This window comes from Stutzerimonas nitrititolerans (assembly GCF_003696285.1).
GTDB classification, from domain to species: Bacteria; Pseudomonadota; Gammaproteobacteria; order Pseudomonadales; family Pseudomonadaceae; genus Stutzerimonas; species Stutzerimonas nitrititolerans.
On sequence record NZ_RFFL01000020.1, the window covers coordinates 1 to 13,573 of the forward strand.

8 protein-coding genes are annotated in these 13,573 nt (G+C 56.8%); all 8 read right to left on the reverse strand.

All coding sequences use genetic code 11. The features are described from left to right. Nucleotides 1–260: 260 nt before the first annotated feature. Complete coding sequence (locus tag EA795_RS19390) at nt 261–1,955, reverse strand: TniQ family protein (protein WP_023121733.1); 1,695 nt, start codon at nt 1,953–1,955, stop codon at nt 261–263. 294 nt (nt 1,956–2,249) lie between these two features. Continuing rightward, on the reverse strand, nt 2,250–3,914 hold the full coding sequence (locus EA795_RS19395) for a TnsD family Tn7-like transposition protein (RefSeq protein WP_023121734.1): 1,665 nt from the start codon (nt 3,912–3,914) through the stop codon (nt 2,250–2,252). Nucleotides 3,915–3,929: 15 nt separating this feature from the next. Further along, nucleotides 3,930–5,390, reverse strand: coding sequence for an AAA family ATPase (locus tag EA795_RS19400; RefSeq protein WP_003118400.1), 1,461 nt, complete (start codon nt 5,388–5,390; stop codon nt 3,930–3,932). Beyond that, a complete protein-coding gene (locus EA795_RS19405) occupies nt 5,387–7,555 on the reverse strand; it encodes a TnsB C-terminal domain-containing protein (protein WP_003290891.1) in 2,169 nt (722 codons plus the stop codon). Before EA795_RS19405 ends, EA795_RS19400 begins: the two co-directional genes overlap by 4 nt. Continuing rightward, nucleotides 7,552–8,406 (reverse strand): TnsA endonuclease N-terminal domain-containing protein, encoded by an 855-nt coding sequence (locus EA795_RS19410; RefSeq protein ID WP_036997997.1) that lies wholly within the window; start codon nt 8,404–8,406, stop codon nt 7,552–7,554. Before EA795_RS19410 ends, EA795_RS19405 begins: the two co-directional genes overlap by 4 nt. 282 nt (nt 8,407–8,688) lie before the next feature. Continuing rightward, nucleotides 8,689–10,524, reverse strand: a complete 1,836-nt coding sequence (gene glmS / locus EA795_RS19415; protein ID WP_122079043.1) for a glutamine--fructose-6-phosphate transaminase (isomerizing) — start codon at nt 10,522–10,524, stop codon at nt 8,689–8,691. 2 nt (nt 10,525–10,526) lie between these two features. Further along, entirely contained in the window at nt 10,527–11,309 is a 783-nt protein-coding gene (locus EA795_RS19420) for a DeoR/GlpR family DNA-binding transcription regulator (RefSeq protein ID WP_058073713.1), read from the reverse strand. A gap of 76 nt (nt 11,310–11,385) precedes the next feature. Continuing rightward, complete coding sequence (locus tag EA795_RS19425; RefSeq protein WP_122079044.1) at nt 11,386–13,533, reverse strand: methyl-accepting chemotaxis protein; 2,148 nt, start codon at nt 13,531–13,533, stop codon at nt 11,386–11,388. Between the last annotated feature and the right edge of the window lie 40 nt (nt 13,534–13,573).

Consider the following 13,573-nt stretch of genomic DNA (forward strand, 5'->3'; position numbering starts at 1 on the left):
TTGAGGCCTCCACGAAACCCGGGGTGATTCACTCTATAATTGACTATAAAAGCCTATAATGCCCACTCTAGAGAGTTCTAGCCCCTTCATTGCGAAGCTGGAAAATTCCTTGCTCTAATGGTGCACCTACGGGGGCTGGCAGGCCTATTCAACCTCACCGGTGTGCGGCGGCCGAATACCAGCCATTCGATAGTGTGCCGAGCGGGTGGGTAATAGAGCAGGTCACTTTGAACCGAAACAGGGGCAGCGCCACAGGCCCCTCACTCACCGCTGCTTTTTTCCAGTTGCCCAGCTACAGCCTTATTCCGATAGTATGCAGTACCTCCCAGAACCCGGTTGAAGTCAGGAGGTCCCTGCCAATCCCTTGGTACACCAGTGGACTTAAGCAGGTTTTCTGAGTCCACGCCGTTTCTTAAAAACTCCTCCAAGTCCCACTCAAAAAAACTGACGAGGGTTTGAAAAATAGTGTTCGACACGCTGGAAACCAGACCCAGGCTTCCAGTGTTCATCGGAAGTTTTAGCCTCTTCATATCGGCAAGAGCACAAATTAGCCTTCTCAATCGAAAGTGCCAAACAGACTCCATGAGGAGTTCAGCCTGCTGAGAAGCCAAGGGGAATCTACGTTTACGTAATTTTGGGCAGGGAGGTAAACGCACGGGTAGGAGTTTCTGCAGATTACTGAGATTAACCCGCTTCTGTCCTTTGGAAATTCGATAAAGATCCTCAGCACCCGCTAGAAGAACGGCAGCAAACGCGCTGTCTCGGGGATCGCTAACCTCCTCGACTACTTCAGGTACGTGCTTTGGCGTACTGAGCTTCTCCATCAACCATGCGTTGTCGTGCTCCGTAAGCCAGCGGGTGGCTTGGTAAGCGTTATCCCAGAGATACCCCAAATCGACATTCGCTCGTACAGCCAAGATCGTGTCTATTTTCTGACGATGCTGCGCCTTCCTACCAAGCTGAGGCTTTTCCAACTTTAAACGTAATTTTGCACCTGCCGCGTGCTGAAGAATGAGTTCTTTCTGCAAGGCGGACTCAAAGTCATCCGCGCTCCCAAATAAATGCTGCGCAATGATCATATGCCGGGCGAGGGGCATATCCATCTGGCCATTGTAAAATCTAAACCGTATCCATTGATCGTGTTTACCTGCTTCATAAGCTTTGTCCATTCGAGACAGGGCTTCATCTCCATATTTCGTGCGGATACTGTCAAATAGTTTCGCAGTACCAACAAGGTTTCCGTGTACGAAACCTCGCTTTCTGCATTGTCGTACATAACTTGCACCTAACGTTTCACAACTCATTAGCGGAAACTTACGCTGCAGTACTTCGTAGGCGAACTGCGCAAAATTCTTTTCCAGCACAGTGCCCTGCCTAACTGTCGCAGGATCGAGAGCGCTCCAGCCGCATACACACGGATCAGTCGGATTTGGAAGTAGCCGAAGCTTACGGAAGAACGGGTGAGAGCATTTGGGGCACGCGTGAATCAGCGGCTCACCATGACGCCAGCAGACTGACACACCAGGCAAATGGTGTGAGCGATGCCAGTATGCGTACCCCGTTTCAAGCAGATCCTGCTGCACACAGGTGGAGCAGAGCTTAGCCTTCCCGTGGACCGCACCCTCTCGGCGGGGAATACGAGCCACCCCAAATAAACTGGAGCCTGCTGGGGCATTCTCCACCCCTTGGCTGACCCCTAGAAAGGGCCTGTAAGCTGGAAACATCGTATTGGTACAGATCAGCTCGTCGAGATTGCTTTCTGGATCACCAGGTAGTCTGGCAGCAAGCACTTCAATCTGCTTTGGCAGGAGCCCTACGCTGAAGGGTGCCGAGCCAAACAGGTCTTGGAAGGTTTCAGCTGCAGTCCTGTTACCTGAAAGGAAGTGGTAGCGCGTGATACGAGAATGCAACATCTCGTCCGGCATGGACATGGGGAAAAATAGCAGATCAGACATCGATAATTAACTAACGAGATAATGTTTGGAAGTACACGCATTCTGCGACGCGGCGTATTTTTAACACATAACATAAGGTTTTACAGAGTAAGTATATTAAAAGCACACGTAAATATGGCGAACAGGAGCCACACCAATTTTGCACTCTCACACTTTTTTGCGAAAAGCAGTTAACTCAGGTTTGCACCAGCAATATCATGAGCCACACCCTAATGAGGGTCTTACGAAGGCTCACACTTTCTTAAAAATATGTACGAAGAAAAGTGAAACAGTGCCGCGCAGTGGTGCACGTGACTACGGTCTGATGCAAGCAGTCCGATACAATGCTGACCGGGTTACGCTTCGCTGCTCGTCTGCCAGCTTCTCCTTGGCCCATTGCAGGCGACGAACGTGAAACTCCTCAATAGACTCGCACGTCTGCTCCAGTGCTCTGGCGCAAAGGGGTAGCTTGGAGAGTTGTTTCTCAAGGCGTGAAAGGACATGCAGCTCTCGCCCTATCCTAGCGCGAGAGATCAAAATAGGCTTTCCCGATCCTGCTCGAAGGCGCTGCGCACAGCACCTGATCTGTTCAGCAAGATTCGCGTCGAGAGTAGCGAATGTATCGGTGTTATCAGCGCGGCTTGTATGAGCACCTGCATGTTTGGCGATGCAGCCTGAGAGCCAGTTTCGATCATGGCGATACAGCCACATGTAATCTTTGCATTGGTGAGCTTGCAGGCCCCGATATTCAACCTCGAAAGTTGCTCGGCGCCTGAGGCGCTTGCTTTGAAATCTTGCGTCTTTCCAGACCTGCGAGCCGCCATCGACGGCACGAATGGTTCGATACACATACACTTGGGAGACTCCAAGCACAGAGGCGATCTGCCGAGCCTCGCACCCTGCAAGTGCTAGCTCCCAAACAGCAGCAGGTAAGCCTTCTAGCCCCTCTAGCAGGGCCTTAGAAAGTTTCGCTTTTGGGTAGCCGACACCAGTTGGCGATGATCGCTTAACAGCTGGCGTTGATGGTTTGTCGCTGCACTGGAGATGAGCCAGATCAACCCCAAGGGCGGTGGCCAGCACAATGTATTTGAGTGGGTGGTGCGTATGCCTTGGCCTCCGTAGCAGCTTGGTGACCCAAGTCGCGGGTAGATCTGCGGGTGACTCTCCTAGAATCGAGTATTCCCAAGCTGCAGGCAGAGCGTTGAAAACGCCGGCCATATGTGCGGCCAAACGGCATAGATCCAGCCGGTGCGATGCGCCATGGGTCAGGCCTAACTCTACAGCTCTTTGAACAAGGCAAGAGCGCACTGCAGTGGGTGAAAGAGGTTTGAGGTCTAGCGCAAGCAATTGCATTGATCGGAGCGCTATTTGACGCAGCACTGGATAAGCCTCCAGATCAGCATCGACCTGATATGAATGAGCTTGTACATCGTCTTCGTCAGGCAGGTGGAGCTGCCATGAGTTGCGGCTATACCAACTGGGATCCACCACCTTGAGCGAATGGCCGTGGTGGGGACATACCAATACACCGGGAAGCTGGTGAACACGGTGCCAGTACGCTGCGCCAACCCGAACGATATCCTCATTGAGGCAAGCAGGACAGAATCGTACTCTCGAAGCGACCTCGATCCGACTGGCGTTGACTCCTAATTTCAGCATCAGCCACTTGCCGGCCCCGGCCATTGAGGTACGAGCATGCCGCACCTGATCGTCGGTGAGAAAGGGCGCGTAATAGGGCAGAACGGTATGGCATGTAATTATTTTGGATACCGAGAGATCCGTGGCAGGTGGAAGTGACTCGGCTAAGTCACCCAATCGACAGGGAAACGCTACGTTCTGTGTGTATGAGATTGCAGCCCTATCGCCAGCGAAAGCGGCTTTTCGGCTATGCCCGCCACAAAGCCGGGCATAGCGGGATAGGACACTGTGAAGCGTCTCGTCGGGGAACGCAGCAGGGAAGAAATGGAATTTCAGCTCCATTACACGACCCTCGAATCATAATCGGCGGTAGGCCGGCGAGAACTCGAAGAGATCCCTGGTTATCCAGCCAGCTGACTTCAGTTCTGCAAGGGTGTCGGGATGCTCGCTGAACACCTTCGCTTCAGAAGCCTCCACGGCAACTGCTGAAGGCGCATTAGGTTTGCTCACAGTAGCTTCCGGTAACGCAGTATTTGCCCGTGCAGCTGGAGTTACGCCTCGAAGCAAAGCGAGACGGTCTGCTCGCCCAAGTCCGTTGAACGCCATCATTTCCATCAACTGCTCCTCTATGGGAAGCAGGTCGTCGAACTTGCGCATGCGACTAGGGTCGCGACTACGCAGAGCCGATAGCGCTGGCCTGAGTATTTGCATCTTGGAATTGCTTACTTTGACGATCGTCTCGGCAGTCAGACACTCGGAGCCACTCTGAATTGCATAGCGCTGGCTCAGCACCAATAACTTAACCAGGAAGTCAGTCACACCCTGGGTGTGCTCGTACAGCGCGTCAAAAATCTCAGGAGTCAGTTCAGCCGCCTGCTTGCACCACTGATAGCTCCAAAGGTTCTCGACCAGAAAACGCCACTCGTCATCCTCCTTCTCGAAGCGCTTGAACTCGATCATCCCCCCACCGCAACTGCGCCTGGCGACACGCATTACGTCCGAGAACAGACTGACCATCGAATTCGTCCCGATGAACACGACCGGGATACCGATATTGTTCACCAGGTGAAGGAAGAAATTCAGCATGCTTTCCTTACCCCCGGTCTTGGCCAGGTGAAGGTTCTGCAGCTCATCAATGAGCAAGGCGCCGATAAAAAACGTGCTGGCTACCTGTTCCATCTGCTGAAGCGCATCGTTGATATTTCGATGCCGGTGGCGCTTGTGGTAGTCCTGATCGCCGAGTGCCTGGCCAACCGCGTGGAAGAACTGCTGACAAAATCCAGCCAACGAGCCATCTCGTGGACAATCAAGCTTGAGCCAGGTGATCTGGGTGTGGACGAATTGCTGACCCTCATAACGCTCATGTCGGATCGTCTGAGGGTACAAGCTTAAAATGGCATGCAGTGCGGTGGACTTCCCAATACCACTCAGTCCCACAACGCTGAAAGTGTCAGCTGTTGATTTGAAAGCATCGTGATAGCGCTGAGCCCCTGACAAAGAATGCAGGTGCCTGACTGTGGAGGCGCTAGTTGGATTACGGCCAACATATCCACGACGGATCAGCAGAGATAACAGGGACTCTAGCTCTAGGTGCAGCAGAAACGGCTGCACAACCGTCCTCAAGCGATCAATACAGTGAATCCGCATTGCCCCGTCGAGCTCTAGCTCCTCAGGTGCTACCGGCTGGGGAAAATTTGATATCAGCTCGGCAGCCGCCGCTTCGTCAAGAATTGGTGGCAGCGCTTCGATCAGAGGGTTTCCCGCGTACTCAGTGATGGCCTGCTTCGTATAGCTCGCAAGAGCTTTAGCACCTCTCATTTGGGCTGCCCCGGGCGAACTCTTTTGAGTAAATCGATAACCTGCGCGGTGCGCGGCCCAGCGTACGACTCTCTGACAATGGAAGGGCTCTGAGCATCAGGTTGAACGGGATCCGCACGTATACCGTCAGGTACAGTCGCTTGCTCTCGCTCCAATAACCGCTCTTCCGTACGATTCTCGCGGATATTAGCCACTGCTTCAGCCTTAGAGCCGGCTGCGGGTTCAAGCTTTTTCTCGGCCATTGCATTGCCGACAATTTGCTCAACTTTATCGACCAAGCCAACTTGGCTTTCCCGTTCAGCTCGTTTGTGAGCTGGCGGCACTTGCCTGTAGGCCTCCAAGAGGTCGTAGATCTCGTCCGAGCGATAATCCGCATACTTCGCATCCGACCTCCGCAGGTCGCAACGCAGGAACTCCTTGTTCTCGTCCTGGATCCAGATGTGCGCCGCAGAGTTCGGATCAAACCAGCAATCAATCGCCCAGACGCCATTGCGACGCGCTTTTGCGAACCAGTTTTTTTCGATAGCCATCTCGCAGAGATAATGCATGCCGCGAAACAACACGCCACCTTTTTGGACGGTGGCCCTTTCCCGAGGCAGCAGATTGAGATAAATCAGCTCGTCAGGTCGCTTGTTAGGCTGGATAAGGTCGTTCTCTAACGCCCACCGCCAAATCCCCATCGGAGTGGGCTCCACGCCATCGTTCATCATCGCCTGGGTAAGACGATCCGGCTGTCGGTGGAAACGGTTGTAGTGAAGAATGCACTCGATGAGGACTTGGGTGAACTCCTTCAAATTCAGCGTCGCGTCGAGCCGATAATCACGCTCACCGCGTTCCTTCTCTCGGGCTGCTACTCCGCCGGGGAGCCACCTAATACCGGTTAAGTCGTTCAGGATGCCGAAGCGGCTCTCGACCATCGGTTTCCAATCCGGTCGGTATGGCGGGGCCGTCCCCATATCGATACCCAGGCCAGACGCGAGCCCCTCAGCAGCAGCCCCCAACATTTCACCTCTATCGGCGTAGATTTGATGTGGCAGATGACGACAGTCCCAATCCTCAGGAGTGATATCAACACCGTTTTGCGCGCAGAACTCCACCTTGGAGGTGAACGCGTTGAACAGCGCCTGTCGAGCTCCGTTCCAGCTAGGCCCCTCAAGGCCTACATAAAGGCCAACGATCATCCCTGAGAAACTGTCGACTACGATGTACACCACGGGGCGACCGATAAGCATTCGTCGGGAGTAGCTGTTGACCAAGTAAATGTCAGCGATGGTCGCGTCGATCTCGAATTGATGACAAGGACCTCTAAGCCAGTCGCGGACGGTACCGGATAATGGACGGCAATCCTTCAGCCACTTCGTCAACCCCATGCGTCCACGATCAGTCTCGGTATCATCAAAGAACTGCTTTCCCCAATAATTAAACTGGTTAAACGTCGGAATTTCAGATTGAGGAAGCAATACGACCTCGTTTTCGGGATTTTTAGAAAGCCGCTTCTCCGAATAATATTTATTGAGCATTTTGTTGTACGCGCTATCAATCGTCGACTTCTTGTTCTTTACGTAAAGCGCGTAACAAACTCGGATACACTTCTTGTCGATATCGCTTAGTAATTTGGCAGGCGACACTAACACCCCTTGAAACCTTGGCTTTCGTCCCGGCGGCTTATCAGCGGAGTAATTACGACTCCCAACACCTACAGCAGAATAGTTGTTAAGAAGCGCATTTCTTACTTGCCCGTAAAACCAGTATCGATACAACAAACGATATAGCGTTTTACGCTGCACACCCGCCTCAGCGGCGCGATCACTTACCAATCGGCCCATCTCGCCATGAACAAATATTTGCCCTGGATAGGCCGGGTCCAAAAGTGGCGCAATCAGAGCCCATTTTTGGTCTCTATCACGCCTCGCGCGCTCGTCGAGATCTTCTTCCAAAACCAGTAGAAATTCTGGCACTGCCATCACCACAGGCTTTGTATCGCCTGATACCAATGACACCCTGAATTCCTCAAGACCAATCGAATACGGCTTCCTAGGAGGATCCGTTAGATCCATAACAATCAGTGCGTCGTGCTTCTCGTCGAGGTGAATTGCTCTCGCCATAGTAGAGAGCAAGGAGAGTTCCGTGACAGGCTCAAAGACGTCATTAACTGAAATTTTCATGACGACTTCTCGCTCAGTGTGGATATTTCAGTGGGATAAAAAACACTGAAGTCTGGCAAAGGTGACTTGAGCTGTAACGGCGCACCACTTAATTCAATCCTAATAGTTTTCCGCCAGATCAAATTAAAGAAAATGTCGCGAGCATCGGTATACGGTATGGATAATCGGTGTCCAATCTTGCGCAAGCTCTCCGACGTTGACCAAGGGCAACCCTTTATTGATTCAAGTATCTCGATGAATTGCAAATGCAGCGGGACATCCATCAAGGCACGAGGCAATTTGGCAAATTTGCGAAGAAATACGAGATTCAGGATCAAATCGGGCGTAAACAACTCCTCCGTTACGATGCTCCAGTCTACACCTTGGCTCACCCAGAACCGTCTCTCGACTTCGAGTTTTTCTAACGTGCGAGCACAGCCTTTTCCTTGAAGGTCTTTCGCGTATTTGATCGTCCTGGCAACGGACTTTACGTCTCCATTTGGCTGCTTTACAGACAGCAAAAAGTCAGTGGTCATTACCATAGGAACAGAGGTCGTTTTGTATTTTGGATACCGTACACCGATAGCCCTGGCGATCGCCTGGGTGCTCTCCACCGGCAGTAGGGGATACTGCTCGCGGATATCTACAACGTCCTCTGAAAACTCACAGAGTAAAAAGTACGCCCGTTCAAGGTCGGATAAGAGGTGATGAATTCGATCAATCTTAACACCTTGGATTTTCCAGGAACGCCCCATCGAAGGGACATCCTGAACACGTAACCAAGGCACATACTCAGCTCCGGCGCCAGCTCCAAACCCATTGGCGATGTGCCGTTCGATATCCTGATTTGAAGCAAACCTACGACCTCGCACCCGCCCTCCTAAGTCCGTCCGGACCGCTCCCCTCGTTCGGCAAGAGAGTAGTTATAGGAAAACATGAGCTAACAAGCTGCCATGTCGTAGGGCTTTCCAGAATACTCCTGCTGAAAATTAAGGCAGCGGCTCCTGACGAACGGCCTAGCATAAAAACAGAAAACCCTTTTAGATACAGGGGCTTACGGTTAGTGTCAAACTATAATAGCTTGTGTCAGACTTTATTATTTTGTGTCAATCTTTATTCCGTGAAGCCAGCAAAAAAGCGTTCCAACTAGGCGTTCACTCCACGGTGACGGATTTGGCCAGGTTGCGCGGCTGGTCCACGTCGGTGCCGCGCAGCACGGCGACGTAGTAGGACAACAGTTGCAGCGGCAGGGTGTAGAGAATCGGCGCCAGGGCATCGTGGATGTGCGGCATGTTCACCACGTAGGTGCCTTCGCCGTTTTCCATCTCGGCTGCGCCATCGGCGAAGACGATCAGCTCGCCACCACGGGCGCGGACTTCCTGCAGGTTGGACTTGAGCTTTTCCAGCAACTCGTTGTTCGGCGCCACGGTGACCACCGGCATGTCGGCATCCACCAGCGCCAGCGGGCCATGCTTGAGCTCGCCCGCCGGATAGGCTTCGGCATGGATGTAGGAAATTTCCTTGAGCTTGAGCGCACCTTCCATCGCCACCGGGTACTGCGCGCCACGGCCGAGGAACAGGGTGTGGTGCTTCTCAGCGAAATGCTCGGCGATCTTCTCCACGGTGGCATCCATCGCCAGGGCCTCGCCCAGACGGGTCGGCAGGCGGCGCAGCTCGGCCACCAGATCGGCTTCGGTCGCGGCCGCCAGAGTGCCGCGCACCTGGCCCAGCGCCAGGGTCAGCAGCATCAATCCGACCAGCTGGGTGGTGAAGGCCTTGGTCGACGCGACGCCGATTTCCGGCCCGGCCTGGGTCAGCAGGCACAGGTCCGACTCGCGCACCAGCGAGCTGATGCCGACGTTGCAGATCGCCAGGCTGGCCAGGTAGCCGAGCTGCTTGGCGTTGCGCAGGGCGGCCAGGGTATCGGCGGTCTCGCCGGACTGGGAAATGGTGACGAACAGGGTATCCGGTTGCACCACCACCTTGCGGTAACGGAACTCGCTGGCGACCTCGACCTGGCAGGGAATGCCGGCCAACTCTTCGAGCCAGTAACGCGCGACCATGCCGGCGTGGTAGCTGGTGCCACAGGCGACGATCTGCACGTTGCGCACCTTGGCGAACAGCTCGGCGGCCTGCGGGCCGAACGCCTGCACCAGCACCTGGCTGTCGCCCAGGCGGCCTTCAAGGGTGCGTTGCACCACCTTGGGCTGCTCGTGGATTTCCTTGAGCATGAAGTGACGGTATTCGCCCTTGTCCGCCGCCTCGGCGCCTTCGTGGTACTGCACGGATTCGCGCTGCACCGGCTGGCCGTCGACATCCCAGATCTGCACGCTGTCGCGACGGATTTCGGCGATGTCGCCTTCCTCCAGATACATGAAGCGATCGGTGACCTGACGCAGCGCCAGCTGATCGGATGCGAGGAAGTTCTCGCCCAGGCCCAGGCCGATCACCAGCGGGCTGCCGCTGCGTGCGGCCAGCAGACGGTCGGGCTGCTTGGCGCTGATCACCGCCAGGCCGTAGGCACCGTGCAGTTCCTTGACCGCGGACTTGAGCGCGACGGTCAGATCGCCGAACTCGCCGAGCTTGTGCTTCAGCAGGTGCACGATGACTTCGGTATCGGTGTCGGAAGCGAATGAATAGCCGAGAGCCTTGAGCTGGGCGCGCAGCGCTTCGTGGTTCTCGATGATGCCGTTGTGCACCACCGCCAGGTCGTCACCGGAAAAGTGCGGGTGGGCGTTGCGCTCGCAAGGCGCGCCGTGGGTAGCCCAGCGGGTGTGGGCGATGCCCAGACGCCCGGTCAGTTCTGCCGTCCGCTGGGCGCTTTCCAGCTCGGCGACCTTGCCCGAGCGGCGCAGCCTTTGCAGCTGGCCGGCGGCATCCAGCACGGCGATCCCGGCGCTGTCGTAACCACGGTATTCGAGGCGCTTGAGCCCCTCGAGCAGAATCGCACTGATATTACGCTCGGCGACGGCGCCAACGATGCCACACATGTTCAGATCTCCTGGTTGTCTTCGATGGCCGCACAGATCAGCTTGACGCCGCGGGCCTGAATGCTGGTACGCGCCTCGACACAGAGACGCTCGTCGGTAATCAGGGTATGGATGCCGCTCCAGGGCAGCTCCAGATTGGGAATGCGCCGGCCGATCTTGTCGCTCTCGACCATCACGATCACCTCGCGCGCCACCTCGGCCATTACCCGCGACAGGCCGAGCAATTCATTGAAGGTGGTGGTGCCACGCTCGAGGTCGATGCCATCGGCGCCGATGAACAGCTGATCGAAATCATAGGAGCGCAGCACCTGCTCGGCCACCTGCCCCTGGAAGGATTCCGAATGCGGGTCCCAGGTGCCGCCGGTCATCAGCAGCACGGGTTCATGCTCGAGCTCACGCAGGGCATTGGCCACGCCCAGCGAGTTGGTCATCACCACCAGCCCGTGCTTGTAGCCCAGTTGCGGGATCATCGCCGCTGTGGTGGTGCCGCTGTCGATGATGATGCGCGCGTGCTCGCGGATGCAGCCGACCGCCGCGCGGGCAACGGCCTGTTTGGCGGGGGAAACCGGCTGGGTGTTATCGCCGATCAGTTCCTGCGGAAGAGGCACCGCGCCGCCATAGCGGCGCAGCAGCAAGCCGTTCTTCTCCAGCGCGGCGAGGTCCTTGCGAATGGTGACCTCGGAGGTCTCGAAACGCCGTGACAGGGCGTCGACACTGACCTCGCCCTGCTCGTTGAGCAGCGCGAGGATGGCGTGACGACGTTGCGGCGTGTTGCGCTTCGACATACGAAGGTTTCGATTCGAAAGATAAAGGTGCGAATCAAAACCTAATCTGTCAGTCCCGTCAACTCCCGCCGGGGCATTACACGCGGAAATAGCCCATCAGCTTCTGCTGGTGATTGGCCAGTTCGTTCAGAGCCTGACTGACCCGAGCGGATTCATCGGCCTGGCCGGAAAGCGACTCGGTAACGTCACGAATGCCCGCAACGTTGCGGTTGATCTCTTCGGCGACGGCACTCTGCTCTTCGGCCGCGCTGGCAATCTGCAGGTTCATCTCGGAAATCACCGCCACCGCATCGCCGATCTTGCGCAGGGCCGCCACCGCATCGCCCACCTGGTCGACGCTGCCCTGGGCCTGGCTGCTGCTGTCCTGCATCGCCGTCACCACATCGCGCGTGCCGGTCTGCAGTCGCTCGATGACCTGGCGAATTTCCTCGACGGATTCCTGTGTGCGGCGGGCCAGGTTGCGCACCTCATCGGCGACCACGGCGAAACCGCGCCCGGCCTCGCCTGCCCGTGCGGCTTCGATGGCCGCATTGAGCGCCAACAGGTTGGTCTGCTCGGCGATCGCGCGTATCACCTCGAGCACCGAACCGATCTGTTCGCTGCTGGCAGCCAGGCTTTCGACCTGAGTCATGGCATGGTTGAGACCATCGGCCAGGCTGCCGATACTCTGCGTGGTGTGGTCGATCACGCCAAGCCCCTCGTGGGTGGCCTGGTCCGCATCGCGTGCCGCCTCGGCCGCCTGCGCGGCGTTACGCGCGACATCCTGCGCAGTGGCGCTCATCTCCTGCGAGGCCGTGGCCACCTGATCGACTTCGCGGAATTGCTGCTGCATGCCATCGCTGGTCTGGCTGGCGATGGCCGCCGATTGATCGGCACTGCTGCGGGTGTCCTGCACCGAGCGCTTCACATCGGCGATGGTCGGCTGCAGCTTGTCGAGGAAGCGATTGAACCAGCCGGCCAACGCGCCCAGTTCATCGTCACGGGTGTAGGCCAGGCGCCGGGTGAGATCGCCCTCGCCGCTGGCGATGTCCTTGAGCATCGCCGCCACCCCTTCGATGGGCCGGGTAACGCCCCGTGCGGTCAGCCACATCAGCGCCAGGCCCAGCAGAACCGCGCCGAGGCCGATGGCCAGGGCGATCATGGTGTCCTTGCGGCTCTGGGCCTGCAGCGTCTGTTCGAGACGCTGCGCCGGTTCGAGCAGCACCTGCCGTGGCACTTCCAGCAGCACCGCCCAGGGTTCGAGTTCGGCGATCGGCTGCACCGGCTGCAGCACGCGAAGCATCTTTTCATCCTCGAGCATCGCCACCTGGCCCGCCGCGACCGCGCGACCGATCGCCTCGCTTTGCGCGCCGAACGCAGCGCTCAGCGGCTTGCCGAGCATACCGGCGTCGCGGCTGTGCCCCCCGAGCAGCATGGCCGGGCTGATCACGCTCAGGTGACCTTCGCCCTGATACAGCGCCTGGTTGGCTTCCTGGCTGTGTTGCTGCAGCGAAGCCAGGCTGATGTCGACGCCCACCACGCCCAGCACCTTGCCGTCGTCGATCAACGGAAAAGCGATGCTGGTCATCAACAGCGACTTGCCTTCCACCTCGTCGAAGTAGGGATCGAGCAGGCAGGCCCGGGCCTTGTCGCGCGGGCAGCTGTACCAGGCGTTGTAAGGGGCGCCACTGATACTCGGGGTGGTGTTGGCGAGCTCTTCCTCCGTCATGATTTCGGCGCTGAGTTCGCCCACCTTGCGCTGGGACCAGTACAGCGCGAAGCGCCCGCTGTCATTGCCGCCCATCTCAGGGTTGTCGATGAACATGCCGTCCTTGTCGTCCAGCGCGTCGGTCTCGAACACCACGTAGAGGCCGATCAGGTCGGGATTTGTCCGCAGCGCGGTTTCAACCTGATGATGCAGGTCCTCGCGAACCTCGAACGCGTTGGACATCCGCTCGATGGCCTGCTCGCGCAGTGACAGTACCTGCCGGGTGAAGCCCAGGCCGTACTGGTAGGCATCGTTGAACTGCCGTCCGATGCGCAGGGCTTGCGCCACGCCACGGGCCCGCAGGTTGTCACGCGCCGACTCTTCGAGCATAGCGCCGCTGGAGGCGCTGACCAGCGTCGCCGCCTGGCGTGATTGATAGAGCGAAGCGCCAATCAGCAGACCGACGATCAACAGGAGGCAGAGGCCGGCCAGCAGCGTGAGCTTCCACTGGATGGACAGGCGAGTGAGGGAGGGCATGATCGCGTCCTTTGTCGTTATTCCTTAATAAATCGACCGG